Consider the following 17,756-nt stretch of genomic DNA (forward strand, 5'->3'; position numbering starts at 1 on the left):
CTTTTTATTGTATGTTAAGAATTTGTTCTAATATCTTTATTGTAATTAAATATGTTGGCTTCACTCCTGTGGTTCCAAGTCCGCCTGAAGCTAATGTACTTCCTGTTTCTAATGGGTTATCCGAAGCATAATAAGCGTATCTCACTTTAACATCTTGATTGATGCTTTTTCTAATTTTCGATGCTGATTGGATTGCTTTTTGATAGTAAGCACCTTCCATTTCTAGTCCTATAACTCCCCATGTAGATTCATGGAAAAACTTTAGTAAGTCTTTATTTTGTAATGAAGTGCCTAAAACGGTTACCATTGGCCCAGCGAATACATCAATATTATTTCCTTCTAACATTTCTTTTGTTAATTCGTTTTCAAAAGTATAGTTATCACCTGTTCCTTCATTAATATGGGCTGATGGAATCATAATATCTCCTTTTCCTCCTTGCAGAATACCCGCTTTTCCCATTATAGAAACTGATGCTACATTCATAAAGACTTTTTCTTCTTTTGTTTCTTGAAAAGGCTTTAATAATTCATCTATTGTTTCATATGCTTGTTCCCCAAACGCATAATCCATAACAATTAATACCGGTTTTGATTCGCCAAGTTTTGCTGTTGGAAAAGCGGATTTTTTTAAATCTATTTTTGCGGTGTCAAATATTTGAACATCGATATTTGTTCCTGAAAAATCGGGTAAAGAAATCATGCCGTATTGTTTGGCAAACTCCTCTACTTTATTTCGTAAATCATGAGCGCCTGATTTGCTTAGTTCTTCATATATAAAGAAATCCGTTTGGTCTTTGAATTTTGTTTTTAAAACATGAGTAGCAAAAACTGAATTCATGACACTGTGCATATTGGCACTAATGATATGAATCGGTCGATCTAATAGTTGATTTTGCTTTAAAACTTCTTTTATGTTTGTTGCCCAAATTTCACCATGAATATGATGTCCTAATCGTTCTCTTAAAACAGGACTAAAAGTAATTGTTCGTTTATCATTACCTATAATTTCTTCTAATGCCAATTTTCCTAACCAATAAATAATGTGAAGAAAACGGTCTGGCTTTTCAGTTGTTCCAAAAGCATCATAAATATCTAATACTTCTGAAAAAGTTCTTCCAAGAATATTAGCGGCATGAGAAATGGTTTTCTCTTTATCAATTAATGTGAGCTTTTTATCTTGAAAAACGGCTTCTTCCAATTTTTGCCAATCCCTAGTTACTTCTCCGCTTTCATCAATTAAAATTCTGTCTTTTATTTTGTGAGATTCTATGAAAATAAAAGTCAAATGCGTCAAAATATCATAAATATCTGATCGTCCTCTGGTAATTTCAATATTCATTTGTTCGTCATCAATTCGATAACAATTCCGTCTTCTTTTTGGTGGCACTATTGCTTTAAAATGTGATTTTGAATATCCTTCATCTGAAGTTAAATTGATGAATCTACATTGCTCTATCCCAACCGGAAGCCTTTCAATTACATATAAAAGTCCGCTTAATTCTACTTTTTCCTCTGCAATTGTTCCATATATCTCTGGGCGTAATGATAATAATGCTTCTCTTAATGTTTCTCCTGAAACACCCATAGGTTTATAGAATCCTCTATTGAACAAATGGCGCATGGTAATGTACATTTTTTCAACAGCGCTAGAAGACTCTTGAGCTCTTGATCTTACTATATTTTTAATTTCTTTCATTTATTTTGTAATTTATAACCTGCAAATGTAAGGTTTTTATTTTTAGTTCGTTAATATCAAATTTATTGCAGGCTCATATATCATAATTTTATTTTGAGAATTACCATCACTTTGATTAGTTTGTCTGCTCCATTTACCTCCTGAAAAAGTATATAAAAAATCTTTTTCTACAAAATTATAAAGCACAAATGGATAATATGTTCTTAGTGTTTGCAAAGTATTCGTGTTTTTATCTAACATACTCTTTTCAAACTTATTGCTTTCTATAATTAATTTTTCAAAACCAACGAATAGCCCTTCTAAAGGCATTTTTAAATTAAATTTTGTTACATTAAATGCTGTTTTATTGACCCCTTTACCTACTGAAACGATAAGGTTTTTATCTAAAATTTCATCTGCAGGAAAACCATTAGAATCTACTTTATAAAAATGAATTTTTATGGAAGCATTATCTATTTTGCTGTCTGTAAAAATCGTAATTTTTTTTATAAATCTTGTTTTTTTATATGAGGCATAATAAGGGAAAAACTTGGTGTCTATTCGCGGTCCATTATCAAAAGCTTCTAAAATAGCATTGTCTGTCTGCCCAATTTCTATTTCCCGTTTTTCTTTTCGATTTGATATAATTATCTCATCTAATTGATAAGTGGTTTGAACCAGATTCACTTCTCTTACCTCTGCTATTTTAACGATTTTCTTCTCATATCCTAAGGCTGAAAAAATTAAATTCTTGCTTTTTTCAGAAACATTTATAGAAAATGTTCCGTTTTCTTCAGTTGTACTTCCGTAATTTTCATTTTGAACCCAAATACTCACATAAGGAATGGGTTGACCTGTTATACTGTCTTTTACAACTCCTTTTATTTGTGCTGAAACAGAAAAAGCTGTTAAAAAAAATAAAATAGAAAAGATTTTTATTTTCATTCGTTTATTTGTTCTATAGCTAATAAATCAACAATAGTTCTATCATTGCTCAGTCTGGGTATTTTATTTTGCCCTCCTAATTTTCCTATCGATTTCATATAATCCTGAAAACCATTTTTAACGACTTTTGATATAACTAATCTCCTAAGCACTTTACCAACGATCAAATCATCATAATATACGTTTTGTTTTCGCATGGCTGTATTAATTGATTCTTCAAATGCTGTTAAATTTTCTGGCTCGTTTTCAAATTCTATAAACCATTCGTGATAAGGCAAGCCTGCATTTGGAGTAATTTGTGGCGCCACTGTAAATTCATTTATTCGTATTGAAGTTCCTATTATTGCCTCTTGTAAAGCACTTTCTACTTCTTTACCTATAACATGTTCTCCAAAAGCAGAAATAAAATGTTTTATTCGTCCGGAAACTATAACTCTATACGGTTTTAAACAAGTAAACTGAACGGTATCGCCAATATTATAGGCCCACAAACCTGCATTTGTAGAAATTATCAATACATAATTTATACCCATTTCTACTTCGCCAATAGTGTATCTCTTCGGATTTTGTGATGAGAACTCTTCTACTTTTATAAATTCATAGAAAATTCCTGAATTCAAGAGCAACAGCATTCCTTTTTCTTTTTGTGAATCTTGATACGCAAAAAAACCTTCCGAAGCGGGAAATAATTCTATACTATCAACCTTTCTACCAATCAAATTTTCGAATTTGGCGCGATACGGTTCATAGTTTACACCTCCGTAAATAAATAAATTGAAGTTTTTAAATATTTCTCCAACAGGTTTAAGCCCTTTTTCCTGTAACTTCTCAAAATACATCTGAACCCAAGACGGAATTCCAGAAATCACAGTCATGTTTTCGTTAAAAGTTTCTTCAACAATAGCATTAACCTTAGTTTCCCAATCTTCAATACAATTGGTTTCCCATGTTGGCATTCGGTTTTTTTGTAAATATTTCGGAACAAAGTGTGCAACTATTCCTGATAATCTTCCTAAATGTATTCCGTTTTTTTCTTCTAGAATTGGACTCCCTTGCAGGAAAATCATTTTTCCGTTTACAAAATCAGCTTTTCCTGTTTCGTGAATATAATGTAAAATAGCATTTCGTGCCGCTTCAATATGAAATGGCATTGAGTCGGCTGTTAGTGGAATATATTTTGCTCCAGATGTGGTTCCCGAGGTTTTTGCAAAATACAATGGTTTTCCTTTCCATAGAACGTTAGCTTCTCCTTTTACAACTCTATCAACATAGGGTTTTATAGCTTCATAATCCCTTACGGGAACTGCATTTGCAAAATCATCAAAAGTTGAAATTTGATTAAAATTATGGTCAATACCAAAATGAGTGTTTTTTGCTTCACGAATTAATTTTTCAAAAACTTTTTGTTGAGTTTCTATTGGATTTTGAACCCAATTTTGGGTTTTATTGTAGATTATATTTGCAAAAACTTTTGCTGCAATCGTTTTTAAAGACATAATTAATTATTCAAATTCAATAAATTGCTTCGGATCAATAGGATATCCGTCTTTCCAAAGTTCAAAATGCAAATGCGTTCCTGTAGATTCTTTTCCTGTCGAACCCGCCAAAGCTATAACTTCTCCTGTTTTTACAACATCTCCTTGAGATTTCGATAAAGAAGCAACATCTTTATAAACTGAAATAAAACCGTTATTATGTCGCAAAATAATTATATTGCCTGATGAAGGTGACCAATCTGCAAAAATAATCGTACCGTTCAAGATAGCTTTAATTGGAGTATCTTTTGTTAAAGCAATATCTATTGCAAAATGTTTGTTTTTCAAACTAAATTTTTCCGTAATTGACCCTTTAACGGGTGGAAATAGTAAAATACTTTCTTTTGATTGTGCCTTTTCAAAAAGATTGTATTTGTCTTCTTTTGCTACTTGTTCCCGTAATTTTAAATCGGCATCAGATGGTTTTAAATCTTGTTCCTCTGAAACCTCAACTTTAGAAGCTAAAATAGAATCTTTATTTAGTTTGGCATAATCTAAATCGCCAATTAACACTTTTTTAATTGAGGCTATATAGGCTTCATTATTCTTTATAGACAATGCTAGAGAGTCGGATTTTAAAGCCAATTCGGTTGCCTCTTTTTTTAATTGATTGGAGGCATAACCCGGAATGTATTCTCTTAAAGGTGTAAAAGCAATGATATAGGTAGTAATAAATATGATTAAAATAGCTCCAACGGTTGCCACAACAAAAACATTCATTAACGTTAATTTTAAAGAAAAAATTTCCTCAAATGTATCTTCATTCAAAATAACCAAACGGTTTTTTGTAAAAAGTTTCTTCTTTAATATTTGTCTTTTGAGCCGTTTTTCGGACATGTTTTTGATTTGTTCTACAAATATATAAATTTATAGTAGTTTTATGATTGATATGTTTTTTTGTTATTATCTTTGCTTTAACAAATAAATTTTAAAAACATGATTGCATCTGTAATATTTTTAGGAGAAGTTGGTCCTATGCAAATTATACTTGTTTTGGCTATTATTCTACTTCTTTTTGGAGGCAAAAAAATCCCCGAATTAATGAAAGGATTAGGAAGTGGTGTTAAAGAATTTAAAAACGCCGCCAAAGAAGATCAAACTGCTGACAAAAAAGACGAGACTAAAGAATAAATTATTAGTTTAGATTGAAATTCCAACTTGCAAATTACGATCAATTTGCAAATTGGAATTTTTTGTTTTTAAACCACCATCGTCAACTGAATTCGCTTCCTATCCTCATCTAACTCGACTACTTTTACCGTAACGTGTTGATGTAATTTTACCACTTCGTTTACATCGCTTACAAAACCGGCTTTAAGTTGCGAAATGTGCACTAAACCGCTTTCTTTAATTCCAACATCGACAAAGCAACCAAAAGCCGTAATGTTGTTTACAATTCCAGGTAAAATCATTCCTGTCCTAAGGTCTTTAATCGTTTTTACATTAGAATCAAATTCAAAAACTTTAGCGGCTTTTCTTGGATCTAATCCTGGTTTTTCTAGTTCTTTAATAATGTCTTTCAATGTTAGTAAACCAATATCTGGAGTAACATATTTTTCCGGCTGAATTAAAGCGGTTTTAGCTGTATTGGCAATTAAATCATGAACCGATGCTTTTAAATCTTTTGCCATCTTTTCAACAATTCCGTAGGCTTCAGGATGAACAGCAGAATTGTCTAAAGGGTTTTTTGGATTTGATATTCTTATAAAAGCCGCTCCTTGTTGATACGCTTTATCTCCTAAACGAGGCACTTTTTTAAGTTGTTTTCTATCCTGAAAAGGACCATTTTCAGATCGGTATTGCACAATATTTTCAGCAAGCTTCTCGCCTATTCCGCTTACGTAGCTCAGTAAATGTTTACTTGCCGTATTAATGTTTATTCCAACTGAGTTTACACATCGAATAACTGTAGCGTCTAGTTCTTCTTTTAATTTTAATTGATCTACATCATGCTGGTACTGCCCTACTCCTATAGCTTTCGGATCAATTTTTACTAATTCGGCTAAGGGATCTGATAGTCGCCTTCCTATAGAAACTGACCCGCGAACAGTAACATCATAATTCGGGAATTCTTCTCTTGCAATTTTTGATGCTGAATATACTGATGCGCCAGCTTCTGAAACTACAAAAACTTGAATTGGACTATCAAATGCTATTTTCTTTATAAAAAATTCGGTTTCTCTACTGGCGGTTCCGTTGCCTATAGCAATTGCATCAATTTTATACGAATTTACCATAGATCGTATTTTTTTCATCGCCATAATATCTTCCTTTTGTGGCGCATGCGGATATATGGTTTCGTTGTACAACAAATCGCCTTTCTCGTCTAAACAGACTACTTTACAGCCCGAACGGAATCCAGGATCGATGGCTAAAATTCGTTTCTCACCTAAAGGCGGTGCTAACAATAATTGACCAAGATTTGTTGCAAAAACATGTATTGCCGTAGCATCTGCTTTAGCTTTAGCCTCTTGTAATGTTTCATTAGCAATTGCAGGGTGAAGTAATCGTTTATAAGAGTCTTCAATAGCTAATTGAATATGTGAGAATGAGGGAGAGTTACCATTTTTTATGATAATTTCGTCTATCAAATCATACCCTTCATCGCTATCTACATCAATTTTTAGTTTCACGAAACCTTCGTTTTCTGCACGAAGCATGGCTAGCAATCGATGTGATGGAGCTTTGCTTAAATTTTCGGACCAATCGAAATATTGAGAATATTTTTGCGCTCCTTCGTCTTCAGCTTTGTTTTTTACAACTTTTGTTTCAATATTGGCTTTACGTTGATACAATCTTCTTAATTGCTTTCGAACATAAATATTTTCGTTAATCCATTCAGCAATAATGTCTCTAGCGCCCTGTAAAGCTACATCTTCGTTTTGCACTTTTTCATTCAAATATTTAGACGAAATAAAATCAACATCGTCATTATTTTGAGCCATTATAATCTTTGCTAAAGGCTCTAATCCGTTTTCACGAGCTACATCGGCGCGTGTTTTTTTCTTCTTTTTATAAGGTAAATAAATGTCTTCTAACTCTTGCAAATCGAAGCATTCGGTAATTTTTTTAGACAAATCTGGTGTTAATTGTCCTTGCTCGTCTATAGTTTTTAAAATGCTTTCTTTTCGTTTTACAATTTCATCATATTGTTTAGAAAGTTTTGCAATTTGTTCAATTTGAACCTCGTCGAGATTGCCTGTAGTGTCTTTTCTGTATCGAGAAATAAACGGAATGGTACAATCTTCCGAAAGTAATTGTACTGTGTTTTTAATGTTTATTGCAGCTGTTTGAACAGTTTTGGATATGAATTGTATGTTGGTCATTTGGTTTGTCTCAAAAATTTTATTGGGTTTGGGTAAAAGTTTATAATATCATTTTTTTTAATTCTATTTGCAACGTATATTGAATATGAAATATTGAATAATAAAAGTAAAAAGTAGATTAGAATAAAGTAAGATAAAATATATAAATGTTGAATTTTTCCAACAACTCCGATGATTAAAATTAAATTATTGAACAAAGAAAATAGAATTTGAAAATTTAAAATATTTTTACCTTGGTTATTTACTTCAATAATACTGTCTCTTTTATTTAACCACAAAATAAGTGGTAAAATAATGTTTCCTAAAGGAATAATAATATTAGAAATTATCGATAAATGAAAGAAAATTAAGTACGTTTTGTCTTCTTTTTCTCTATAATCTATCAATTCTTCTATATTTATTTTTAAAGCTTCACAAATTTGTTGTAAAGTATTTCCTCTTGGTTCATTTTCTTCTTTTTCAATTCGTTGTAATGTTCTTAAATTAATTTTTGCTAAGTCCGAAAGCACTTCTTGAGACATTCCTTTTTGCTTTCTAACTTTTGAAATTTTAGCTCCGATAGTTTCCATAATGTATTTATTAAAATTTCTTCAAAATTAGATTCATTACTTAATTTTATATTGCGGTTTATTTACGACTTTTTTACGGTATTGATATCTAGAATCTATTTATTAAGGTTAAGTTATGAAATCTAAATAATTTCCTTTGTTTATAACTTCAAAAGTAGCTTCTGGATAGGCTTTTGCAAAAGCAGTCGGAATTTTTGCTTTTCGGTTTTCGTTCCATTTGAATTCAAAACCACTTAATTTTCCGTTTTCTTCCTCTAGCCAATCTAATTCTTGTTGGTCATAAGTACGCCAAAAATAATTTGTAACTGTTTTTTGAGCATAATTTTGGTGTTTTATTCGCTCTGATGCTAAATAATTTTCCCATAATGCTCCTACATCTGTTCTGGATTCTAATCGTGTGAAATTAGCAATTATTCCGTTTCTAATGCCATTATCATAAAAATACCATCGGTTGGATTTTGTAATTTCTTTTCGCAAATTTCTACTAAATCCTGGTACTTTATAAATGACAAAAACCTTAGATAACAAGTCTAAATAACTTTCGACTGTGTTTTTTGAAATTCCTAATTGTCTGGCTAATTCCTGCAACGAAACTTCTTGACCAACTTGAAAAGCAATCAATTTTAATAAATCTAAAATTTTATTGGATTGTTTTATTCCATCAAAAACAAGTATGTCTTTTAATAAATAGGAATTAATAATTTCTTTCAAATAACTAATTTTATCATTCCAATCTGGATATTGTTCTAATTCAGGATAACTTCCAAAAAGCAACCGTTCTTCTAATTTACTAGTTGTTTCTTTATAATTTTCATAGTTAGCGAACTCTATTTGTGCCAACGGAAATAAATAAATCGTATTTTTTCTGCCTACTAATGGCTCGCCTAACTTATTCGACAAATCAAAAACAGATGATCCTGTAGCAATAATTTTTATACCATCGATGGAGTCAACAATCAATTTTAAAATCAAACCTATATCTGGAATATTTTGCGCTTCATCAATTACTAATAGTTTTACATTTGATAAAAGACGGCTGTAATTAGTAATCGAACGCTCTTTTAATAAATTAGAATCTTCAACATCTTCTCCGTTTAGTTGTAAATAACTCTCTTTCGGAATTGTTGAAAGATAATTTTTTATTAATTCGGTTTTGCCAACTCGCCTTGCTCCTAACAAAATCAATACTTTGTTAGGAAGTAACTTTCGATGAAATTCAGCTAAAACTGCTCTTTTATAATAATTTGACATTTCAATTCTTTTAGAATTACAATACAAATATAATAATAAAAATGTAAATTCAGTCAATATATTGACTGAATTAATGTAAATTTAGTCAGTTAACTGACCGAATTAATGTAAATTCAGTCAATATTAATCCTGAACAATAATATCTTTTGAGTCTTCTTTCTTAAATTCGGGTTGAATATTAATGTGGTTGATATGGAATTTTTCAAGCAAAACTAGTTCTATTTGATGAAGCAAATTATTGAATTCACTCATTTTAATATCGTTCGAACAATCTAAATGCGCTTCAAGATGTAATTCGCCGTCATTTAAATGCCAAACATGTATATGATGCAACTTCCCTACTCCTGAAATTTTGTGCACTTCACTAACTATTTCTTTAATATTAATGTGATCTGGGGTAAAAAGCATCAGCATTTTTGTTGAAGTTCTAAGCAAATCTATTCCAACAAAAATCAAGTAAACTGCTATTAGAATAGTCATTACACTATCGACCCAAAACCATCCAAAATATTTCATCAACAACCCTCCAATTAAAACAGCAACAGATGCTAACATATCTGTAAACAAATGCAAATAAGCCGACTTCATATTGATGTTATGTTCAGAATCTTTTTTGAGAATGAGTGCTGAAACTCCGTTGAAAACGATTCCTAAAAAAGACAATCCTATTACTAAATTAGAACTAATAATAACCGGATTACTAAAACGAATAATTGCTTCATAAATAAGGAAAATCGCTACTATAATTAAAGTTATCGAATTGACAAAAGCTGCAATAATTTCAGCACGTTTGTAACCAAAAGTTCTATTCTCATTGGCATCTTTCTTTGATAATCGATGTGCAAAAAGACTAAGCAGTAGAGAAATTACATCACTAAAATTATGCAAAGCATCTGATAATAACGCTAAACTTCCAGAAAGTATTCCGCCAATTACTTGAGAAACAGTAATTAAAATATTAAGAAAAATAGAAAAAATTAAATTTTTATCTTTTACTTCGTGGTTGTGGTTGTGTACATTAGACAATGGAAAATGAAATTAAATTATATATTTTAAATCCTAAATCAATGTATAAATATCCAATAGGAATATTAAGAAAAAGTAAAAAAAGAGCGGTTAATATTGGTTTTCTGTAATCTTTGTTATTACTATAACTAATCAACAATTGAATTGCAAAAAAGGTGTTTACGAAGAAAGCACTTACCATAAATAATAAAGAAAAATATATAGTTCCGTGATAATGTGTAATATGATAAAGTAATAAAATTATGCTTCCTATAAGAAAAGTAAAAAAAGCTACTCGCTTACCTATATAAATTTGATCTTTACAATCTTTAGAAAAAAAATCCATTTTTAACAACTTATTTTATTTACCCGAATTGCATGTCTTCCGCCCTCAAAAGCAGTATTTAAAAACGTTTCCACCATTTCAACCGCCTGAGGAATCGATGTAAAACGTGCAGGAATGCTAATTATATTTGCATCATTATGTAAACGCGCTAATTCGGCAATTTCTTTTGTCCAACATAAAGCAGCGCGCACTTTAGGATGTTTGTTTACCGTCATGGCTATCCCGTTTCCGCTTCCGCAAATTACTATACCAAAATCTACTTTCCCTTCTGAAACATCATTTGCAACAGGATGTCCAAAATCAGGATAATCAACACTATCTACAGTATCAGTTCCGTAATTTGTTATTTCGTATCCTTTTACCTTTAGCATATTTACAATAGCTATTTTATAATCTGGACCAGCATGATCGTTTCCTATAGCGATTTTCATTTTTATGAATTTTAAGTTGTGCTATGCAAATTTACCAAAACTAATTTGTTTATTTCGATTACTAAAAACAAATTAAAAAAAGGAAATTTTAACATTCTAATAATAAGCAAATTAACCTCTTTAATGTATTCCTATATAAATATAAAATACTATAAATCAGTAATTTAAAATATTTAAAAAACGTTATGTTAACAATTAAAACTAATTCATTGATAATCAGTTAACCTTAAATTAACATTATATGTTAACAACTTTAGATAGAATTTTAGAACTATTTCTTGTTTGTATCGGTTTAAATTGTAATCCAAAACCGAGATGAAAAAACCTAATTTAGTTTCCTTAATTTTTATAAAAGTTATAAGCTGTTTTAAAACGTTTGTTAACAAAAAAGAGGTGTTGAACTTATTTACAAAAGCAATGTGGTTTCATTTGTTAACAGTTGTTAATTGTTTTTTAAAAGGACTTTAAAATGAAGCTTTTAAACTAAGATAAGTATGTTAACAAGTCTTTATAACTAACTATAACAATAAAAACATAATTTTAAAATTAAAGTTATTGTACCTATTAACACGCTATAATAACCATCATAAATTAATTTTAATTTAATATTTCTTTTTGTTGTTTTTAATAGATGTTGAAAACTTTACATTTTAAATATGATTTAGAATTTCAAACTATATCTAAATTAGTATTCATTTGATCTAAAATTTCTTGTACTTGTAAAACATCGTTTGAATGCACTTGTAAATCAATTCCGCCGTAAGCAAAACTTGCTAGTGGATCAATAGCAACTACATTTTCGTTTTTAAAAAAATATGGAATTCCTTCCCGTTCTAAAATAGATTTTAAAACAATAGTTTCGTGTGCAAAATTAAATGTGGCAATCGTTACAAATTCAATCATTTTTATTTTTTTATAAAGATAGTTAAATGTTACTTTTTAGATAAATCTTAAAACTAAATACTTTTATCTTAATACTTCTTCGTAATTTTAAACTTTATTATAAAAAAGATTATGAGTAAATTCCCAAAAAAGTTTGGAAAAACAGAGAAAACCTTCTCTGAAAAGATTTTAAAAATACTATCACAAAACGCAAATAAACCATTCAATTACAAGCAAATATGTGCTGTTTTAGAATTAGATGATACTAAAAGCAGAAACGAAATCATTAAAGATTTAAAAATTCTAGCAGCGCAAAAAGTGATTATTGAAAGTGAACCTGGAAAATATTTAGTAAAAGCCATTTCGCAAGATTATTTAGAAGGCACTATCGACATGACTTCAAGAAGAACGGCTTATTTTATTTCTTTAGATTTAGAAGAGGACGTTTTTATTCCTACTAATAATTTAAATCATGCTTTAGATAAAGACAAAGTTAGGGTTTATGTATATAACCGTCGTCGTGGTAAAAGACCTGAAGGTGAAGTTATTGAAGTTTTAGAACGAAATAAAACAGAGTTTGTTGGAGTAATTGATATTCAAAAGAATTTTGCTTTTGTAACAACTGCAAATGCTAAAATGTATACCGATATTTTTATTCCAAAAGATAAATATAACGGAGCTGAACAAGGTGATGTTGTTGTGGTTAAAATTGAAGATTGGCCTAAAAAAGCCGATTCACCATTTGGTTCAGTAATAAATGTTTTAGGAAAACCTGGTGAACACGATACTGAAATTCATGCCATTTTAGCCGAGTATGGTTTACCTTATGATTTTCCGGTTGAAGTTGAAATTTTTGCACAAAAAATAGATACAGCAATTCATCCAGAAGAAATTGCAAAACGTCGTGATATGCGCGATACGCTAACGTATACAATTGATCCTAAAGATGCTAAAGATTTTGACGATGCTTTATCTTTCAAAAAATTAGAAAACGGAAATTACGAAATAGGTATTCATATTGCCGATGTTTCACATTATTTACAAGAAGGAACCATTCTAGATGATGAAGCGTATAATCGTGGAACTTCGGTTTATTTAGTAGATAGAGTAGTACCAATGTTACCTGAAGTTTTATCAAATTTTGCTTGTTCTTTGCGCCCTAATGAAGAAAAATATACATTTTCAGCCATTTTCGAAATAGATGAAAAAGCTACTGTTAGAAACCAATGGTTTGGAAGAACAGTTATTAATTCTGATCAACGGTTTTCGTATGAAGAAGCACAAGTAATTATAGAAACAAAAGCTGCTATAATTCCAGCTGAAATTTCTCTTACTGGTGCAACATACAGAGCATCAGATGCAATTACAGAAGCGACTTTAAAATTAGATGAATTAGCTAAAATTCTTAGAAGAAATAGAATGAATAATGGAGCTATATCTTTTGATAAAGTCGAAGTAAAATTCAATTTAACAGCAGAAGGCGAACCTGAAGGCGTTTATTTTAAAGTTTCTAAAGATGCCAATCATTTAATAGAAGAATTCATGCTTCTCGCCAATAGAAAAGTGGCAGAATATATCGGAAAACAGAAGAAAACATTTGTTTATAGAATTCACGACGAGCCTAACGAAGACAAGCTTTTTGCCATGCAAGCGTTGATTTCTAAATTTGGTTACAAGATTGATTTAAGAGATAAAAAAGATATTTCAAAATCGTTAAATCAATTAATGGCAGACGTTAATGGTAAAAAAGAGCAAAATTTAATTGATACTTTAGCGATTCGAACGATGAGTAAAGCCAAATATTCGACAGAAAATATTGGTCACTACGGTTTGGCTTTTGATTACTACAGCCATTTTACATCACCAATCAGACGTTATCCAGATGTAATGGTACATCGATTACTGCAATATTATTTAGATGGCGGAAAAAGCGTAGATTCAGATGTTTTTGAAGAAAAATGCATTCATTCTAGTACTATGGAAAGTCTTGCCACAAATGCAGAACGGGATTCTATAAAATACATGCAAATAAAATACATGCAAGACCACAAAGACGAAGAGTTCTTGGGTGTTATTTCTGGTGTTACCGAATGGGGGATTTATGTAGAAATCATCTCGAATAAATGCGAAGGAATGTGCAGAATTCGAGAAATAAAAGACGATTATTACACCTTTGATGAAAAGCAATATGCATTAGTAGGAGAAATTTCAAAGAGTATTTTACAATTAGGCGACGAAGTTTATGTTAAAGTAAAAAATGCCGATTTGGTGAAAAAACAACTAGATTTTACATTTTTAAGAAAAAACGAATAGTCATGAAAAAAATAGTTTTTAGTTTATTATTAATCAGTTCAGTAGTATTTTCACAAACACAAAAAGAAGTTGGAGATTTTAATAAAGTTACGTCATTTGATAAAATAGATGTTGTATTAGTGCCTTCATCTGAAAATAAAGTGCTGCTGAACGGTTCAGGTTCAAATGAAGTAGAATTAGTCAATAAAAATGGAGAATTAAAAATTAGATTACCATTAACGAAGTTATTATCTGGCGATAACATTTCGGCAACCGTTTACTATAAAAAATTAGATGCAGTAGAAGCTAATGAAGGCTCAAGAATTTCAAGCGAAGCTACTTTTAATTCCTCAGCTTTTGATATTATTGCTAAAGAAGGCTCAGAAATTAAAATTAAAATTGCGACAGAAAGAGTAACCGTAAAAGTCTCCAATGGTTCTAAAGTACAATTAGAAGGCAAAGCAACAAATCAAGACGTTCTTATTAATTCTGGAGGTATTTATGAAGCTGAAAAATTAATTACTAGTCAAACCATAATTACAGCAAATGCTGGTGGTGAAGCCATTGTTTATGCTACTGATTTTGTAGATGCAAAAGTTCGTGCCGGTGGCAATATTACCATTTACGGAAAACCAAAACAAATTAATCAGAAGATAGTTGCAGGCGGTAGAATAGAAGAAGCTAAGAAATAATTCCTTATTTTTGGTTTTATTTTAAACAGTAAAAAATGATTGAAGATATTTTATCAGGAATACCATTAGGAATTTTTTTAAGTTTAATGGTAGGTCCTGTTTTTTTTGTATTATTAGAAACCAGTGCTGTAAAAGGGTTTAGAGCTGCTTTTGTATTTGATTTAGGAGTGGTTTTAGCCGATATAGTTTTTATTTCTATTGCTTATTTTAGTAGTTATCGGCTCATTCAATCCATAAAAAACGATCCAGCCATTTATATTTTTGGTGGAATATTAATGTTTACTTATGGCATAATTTCTTTATTAAAAATACATAAAACTTCTAAAAATCTAGATAAAAAAACCATAAACGAAATATTAAAAAAAGATTATTTAAGTTTATTTATCAAAGGGTTTTTATTAAATTTTATAAATGTTGGGGTATTACTTTTTTGGTTTTTGATATTAATAACTATTGGACCAAAATTACAATTAGAAACTCCTAGAATGATTGTTTTTTTCTCATCGGTGCTGTTAAGTTATTTATTGATAGATATTGGAAAAATTATATTAGCCAAGCAATTAAAACACAAAATGACACCAAACAACATTCTTAAAATAAAAAAGCTTATCAGTATTTTGTTACTTATTTTCGGAATGGTTTTAATGTTTCAAGGTTGGTTTCCCAGCGAAAATAAATTAGCTAAAAAGGTTTTAGAGAAGATAGAGTAGGAGGTTCTAAAATAGTTTATAACTATAACTACTTTTTAAAGAAGTAGTGTGTAATGAATTATATTTGGAATAGTAAATAAAGTCTGATGTTTATCAGACCTATCTACCCAAAATTAGGCGGATAGGTCTAAAATGTCACTAGTAAATACGAGTTGGCTTTTATGTTACCCTAGAATACCAAATAATGTAGATAAAAATGAATATAGAAATACCCAAATTTCACGAGACTTTTAATCCAATTTTGGAAATTCTAAGTAATGGAGAAGCTATTCATATAAGAGAATTGCAAAAATTAGTAATAGAAAGATATTTCTCTCAACTTAGTGAAGAGCAACTTACAGAAAAAACTAAATCAGGTGAAAACTTAGTAAACAACCGAATTGCTTGGGGAAAATCATATTTAAAGAAAGGTGGTTATATTTTTTATCCAGAAAGAGGAAATGTAAAAATTACAGAAAAGGGATTAAAACAAAAATCTGAGCTTTCTTTGAAAAATGTTGTTGAAGATTCTGGAATTGTAAACTTTTATTCCGAAGAAAACGCAAAACCTAATTCTGAAAAAAGTGAACTAAAAGAAATCATTAATTCTTCTCCGCAAGATTTAATGGATACTGGTTTTTCTCAAATTGAGAAAGAAGTTAAGAACGATTTATTGGAAAAACTTAAAACTATTGATCCATATTATTTTGAAAAGGTAATATTAATTTTACTAAAAAAAATGGGATATGGAGAATTTATAGAAACTTCAAAATCTGGTGATGGAGGAATTGACGGAATTATTAACGAAGATAAACTTGGCTTAGACAAAATTTATATTCAAGCAAAAAGGTTTAGTGAAAATAAAGTTCGTGAAAAAGATATTAGAAATTTTATTGGTGCAATGAGCGGTGATACAAATAAAGGAGTTTTTGTAACAACTTCACTTTTTGACATTGGAGCTATTGAAAAAGCTAAAAATGCTCATCATAAGATAATATTATTAGATGGAAACAAACTAGTTGACTTAATGCATGAATTCAATGTTGGAATACAAATAAAAGCAACTTATGAAGTTAAACAATTAGACGAAGATTTCTTTGAAGAACAATAAACACAACAGCTAACACTTGCTAAATCTCATAACTTTGTTTTCGGTAAATTGTTCGTTTATTTTTTCTAAAAATCCCATAAAAAACCCAAAAGTTTCCTTGAAGGTTTAGAGGAATCGTCCGGATTCGAACCCTATCTTTACATAATTTTTCTTAAAAATTTACATAAAAAAACCTCTCACTTGGAGAGGTTCATTCAGAGGCATCGTCCGGATTCGAACCCTATCTTTACTTAATTTTTCTTAAAAATTTACATAAAAAAACCTCCAAGTTTCCTTGAAGGTTTCAGAGGCATCGTCCGGATTCGAACCCTATCTTTACTTAATTTTACTTAAAAATTTACATAAAAAAACCTCCAAGTTTCCTTGAAGGTTTCAGAGGCATCGTCCGGATTCGAACCGGAGTAGGAGCTTTTGCAGAGCCCAGCCTAGCCGCTCGGCCACGACGCCAATTATTTAATTGGATTGCAAATATAGCAAACAATTGATAATTAACAATTGATAATTAACAATTTTATAAATTCCAATTTGATTTTAATTTCGGTATTCTTCCAATTCAATGGTAACCGCTTCAACATCACCACCTATAGGAGGATTTAGTTTAGAAACCGCCAGTATTATTCTGGAAATAGAAGGAATTTTAGCAAAAATTCGCGTAATTATTCTATGTCCGACATGCTCTAAAAGTTGCGAACGAATTTCCATTTCTTCTACAACAATTTTGTTTAGTAGCACATAATCTACCGTATCCTTCAAATCATCTGAAATACATGATTTCCTCAAGTCGGTTTTAACCTCTAGATTTACTGAATAATCAGACCCTATTTTTCCTTCTTCGATCAAACAACCGTGATAGGAAAACGTTCGAATATTTTTAAGTTTTATAATCCCCATAAATTTTTTATTCAAAGTTTAATGTTTCAGGTTTAATGTTAGCTCGATCAACTTTAAACCTGAAACTTTAAACCATTTTAAACTAGCTTTTTTTATCTTTGCTAAAATTAAACAAA

The 17,756-nt window shown here is 30.2% G+C and carries 17 protein-coding genes and 1 tRNA gene; 5 read left to right on the forward strand and 13 right to left on the reverse strand.

The features are described 5' to 3' along the window. Window positions 1-4: 4 nt before the first annotated feature. Genes F6464_RS06905 through F6464_RS06920 form a run of 4 tightly spaced genes read right to left on the reverse strand, consistent with a single transcriptional unit; the run spans window position 5 to window position 4,992 of the window. Window positions 5-1,696: a DUF6909 family protein gene (locus F6464_RS06905; RefSeq protein WP_151107061.1), complete on the reverse strand. Its 1,692-nt coding sequence runs from the start codon at window positions 1,694-1,696 to the stop codon at window positions 5-7. Between the two features lie 42 nt (window positions 1,697-1,738). Then, window positions 1,739-2,620: a carboxypeptidase-like regulatory domain-containing protein gene (locus F6464_RS06910; protein ID WP_151107062.1), complete on the reverse strand. Its 882-nt coding sequence runs from the start codon at window positions 2,618-2,620 to the stop codon at window positions 1,739-1,741. Continuing rightward, the gene (locus tag F6464_RS06915) at window positions 2,617-4,116 is read right to left on the reverse strand and encodes a GH3 family domain-containing protein (RefSeq protein WP_151107063.1); all 1,500 of its coding nucleotides are present in this window, start codon (window positions 4,114-4,116) and stop codon (window positions 2,617-2,619) included. Before F6464_RS06915 ends, F6464_RS06910 begins: the two co-directional genes overlap by 4 nt. Before the next feature lie 6 nt (window positions 4,117-4,122). After that, complete coding sequence (locus F6464_RS06920) at window positions 4,123-4,992, reverse strand: M23 family metallopeptidase (protein WP_151107064.1); 870 nt, start codon at window positions 4,990-4,992, stop codon at window positions 4,123-4,125. Between the two features lie 99 nt (window positions 4,993-5,091). Here F6464_RS06920 and tatA point away from each other — a divergent pair, with 99 nt between their 5' ends. Then, window positions 5,092-5,286 (forward strand): twin-arginine translocase TatA/TatE family subunit, encoded by a 195-nt coding sequence (tatA, locus tag F6464_RS06925; protein ID WP_151107065.1) that lies wholly within the window; start codon window positions 5,092-5,094, stop codon window positions 5,284-5,286. Window positions 5,287-5,354: 68 nt separating this feature from the next. Here the strand turns inward: tatA and F6464_RS06930 are convergent, their stop codons facing one another. From F6464_RS06930 to F6464_RS06955, 7 genes are all read right to left on the reverse strand, one after another. Beyond that, entirely contained in the window at window positions 5,355-7,481 is a 2,127-nt protein-coding gene (locus tag F6464_RS06930; protein ID WP_151107066.1) for a Tex family protein, read from the reverse strand. Beyond that, on the reverse strand, window positions 7,478-8,050 hold the full coding sequence (locus F6464_RS06935; RefSeq protein WP_151107067.1) for a helix-turn-helix domain-containing protein: 573 nt from the start codon (window positions 8,048-8,050) through the stop codon (window positions 7,478-7,480). The genes F6464_RS06930 and F6464_RS06935 overlap by 4 nt, the downstream gene beginning before the upstream one ends. A gap of 108 nt (window positions 8,051-8,158) precedes the next feature. Continuing rightward, entirely contained in the window at window positions 8,159-9,301 is a 1,143-nt protein-coding gene (locus tag F6464_RS06940; RefSeq protein WP_151107068.1) for an ATP-binding protein, read from the reverse strand. 123 nt (window positions 9,302-9,424) lie between these two features. Next, entirely contained in the window at window positions 9,425-10,327 is a 903-nt protein-coding gene (locus tag F6464_RS06945; protein ID WP_151107069.1) for a cation diffusion facilitator family transporter, read from the reverse strand. Then, complete coding sequence (locus tag F6464_RS14645; protein WP_225318037.1) at window positions 10,320-10,652, reverse strand: hypothetical protein; 333 nt, start codon at window positions 10,650-10,652, stop codon at window positions 10,320-10,322. Before F6464_RS14645 ends, F6464_RS06945 begins: the two co-directional genes overlap by 8 nt. A 2-nt stretch (window positions 10,653-10,654) precedes the next feature. Continuing rightward, a complete protein-coding gene (locus tag F6464_RS06950) occupies window positions 10,655-11,083 on the reverse strand; it encodes an RpiB/LacA/LacB family sugar-phosphate isomerase (RefSeq protein WP_151107070.1) in 429 nt (142 codons plus the stop codon). 669 nt (window positions 11,084-11,752) lie between these two features. After that, window positions 11,753-11,986, reverse strand: a complete 234-nt coding sequence (locus tag F6464_RS06955) for a DUF2007 domain-containing protein (protein ID WP_151107071.1) — start codon at window positions 11,984-11,986, stop codon at window positions 11,753-11,755. A 111-nt stretch (window positions 11,987-12,097) separates the two neighbouring features. Here F6464_RS06955 and rnr point away from each other — a divergent pair, with 111 nt between their 5' ends. From rnr to F6464_RS06975, 4 genes are all read left to right on the forward strand, one after another. Continuing rightward, window positions 12,098-14,278: a ribonuclease R gene (gene rnr / locus F6464_RS06960; RefSeq protein WP_151107072.1), complete on the forward strand. Its 2,181-nt coding sequence runs from the start codon at window positions 12,098-12,100 to the stop codon at window positions 14,276-14,278. Window positions 14,279-14,280: 2 nt separating this feature from the next. After that, window positions 14,281-14,949, forward strand: a complete 669-nt coding sequence (locus F6464_RS06965; protein ID WP_151107073.1) for a head GIN domain-containing protein — start codon at window positions 14,281-14,283, stop codon at window positions 14,947-14,949. A gap of 35 nt (window positions 14,950-14,984) precedes the next feature. Further along, a complete protein-coding gene (locus F6464_RS06970) occupies window positions 14,985-15,659 on the forward strand; it encodes a LysE family translocator (protein ID WP_151107074.1) in 675 nt (224 codons plus the stop codon). A 196-nt stretch (window positions 15,660-15,855) separates the two neighbouring features. After that, window positions 15,856-16,749 carry a restriction endonuclease gene (locus F6464_RS06975; protein ID WP_151107075.1) on the forward strand — a complete coding sequence of 298 codons (894 nt, stop codon included), beginning with the start codon at window positions 15,856-15,858 and terminating at the stop codon, window positions 16,747-16,749. A gap of 376 nt (window positions 16,750-17,125) precedes the next feature. Here F6464_RS06975 and F6464_RS06980 read toward each other — a convergent pair. Together F6464_RS06980 and folB are read right to left on the reverse strand one after the other, a co-directional pair. Beyond that, window positions 17,126-17,196, reverse strand: a tRNA-Cys gene (locus F6464_RS06980). An 84-nt stretch (window positions 17,197-17,280) separates the two neighbouring features. Next, window positions 17,281-17,640, reverse strand: a complete 360-nt coding sequence (gene folB, locus F6464_RS06985) for a dihydroneopterin aldolase (protein ID WP_151107076.1) — start codon at window positions 17,638-17,640, stop codon at window positions 17,281-17,283. Window positions 17,641-17,756: the final 116 nt, after the last annotated feature.

Origin of the sequence: Flavobacterium luteum (assembly GCF_008806775.1) — a bacterium.
In the GTDB taxonomy this organism is placed as follows: domain Bacteria; phylum Bacteroidota; class Bacteroidia; order Flavobacteriales; family Flavobacteriaceae; genus Flavobacterium; species Flavobacterium luteum.

What these genes read in the sequence shown, in the direction of transcription:
- F6464_RS06910 (WP_151107062.1), bottom strand. Translation starts at nt 2,620, where the DNA reads ATGAAAATAAAAATCTTTTCTATTTTATTTTTTTTAACAGCTTTTTCT.
- F6464_RS06950 (WP_151107070.1), bottom strand. Translation starts at nt 11,083, where the DNA reads ATGAAAATCGCTATAGGAAACGATCATGCTGGTCCAGATTATAAAATA.
- F6464_RS14645 (WP_225318037.1), bottom strand. Translation starts at nt 10,652, where the DNA reads ATGGATTTTTTTTCTAAAGATTGTAAAGATCAAATTTATATAGGTAAG.
- F6464_RS06940 (WP_151107068.1), bottom strand. Translation starts at nt 9,301, where the DNA reads ATGTCAAATTATTATAAAAGAGCAGTTTTAGCTGAATTTCATCGAAAG.
- rnr (WP_151107072.1), top strand. Translation starts at nt 12,098, where the DNA reads ATGAGTAAATTCCCAAAAAAGTTTGGAAAAACAGAGAAAACCTTCTCT.
- tatA (WP_151107065.1), top strand. Translation starts at nt 5,092, where the DNA reads ATGATTGCATCTGTAATATTTTTAGGAGAAGTTGGTCCTATGCAAATT.
- F6464_RS06905 (WP_151107061.1), bottom strand. Translation starts at nt 1,696, where the DNA reads ATGAAAGAAATTAAAAATATAGTAAGATCAAGAGCTCAAGAGTCTTCT.
- folB (WP_151107076.1), bottom strand. Translation starts at nt 17,640, where the DNA reads ATGGGGATTATAAAACTTAAAAATATTCGAACGTTTTCCTATCACGGT.
- F6464_RS06920 (WP_151107064.1), bottom strand. Translation starts at nt 4,992, where the DNA reads ATGTCCGAAAAACGGCTCAAAAGACAAATATTAAAGAAGAAACTTTTT.
- F6464_RS06955 (WP_151107071.1), bottom strand. Translation starts at nt 11,986, where the DNA reads ATGATTGAATTTGTAACGATTGCCACATTTAATTTTGCACACGAAACT.
- F6464_RS06965 (WP_151107073.1), top strand. Translation starts at nt 14,281, where the DNA reads ATGAAAAAAATAGTTTTTAGTTTATTATTAATCAGTTCAGTAGTATTT.
- F6464_RS06935 (WP_151107067.1), bottom strand. Translation starts at nt 8,050, where the DNA reads ATGGAAACTATCGGAGCTAAAATTTCAAAAGTTAGAAAGCAAAAAGGA.
- F6464_RS06915 (WP_151107063.1), bottom strand. Translation starts at nt 4,116, where the DNA reads ATGTCTTTAAAAACGATTGCAGCAAAAGTTTTTGCAAATATAATCTAC.
- F6464_RS06975 (WP_151107075.1), top strand. Translation starts at nt 15,856, where the DNA reads ATGAATATAGAAATACCCAAATTTCACGAGACTTTTAATCCAATTTTG.
- F6464_RS06970 (WP_151107074.1), top strand. Translation starts at nt 14,985, where the DNA reads ATGATTGAAGATATTTTATCAGGAATACCATTAGGAATTTTTTTAAGT.
- F6464_RS06930 (WP_151107066.1), bottom strand. Translation starts at nt 7,481, where the DNA reads ATGACCAACATACAATTCATATCCAAAACTGTTCAAACAGCTGCAATA.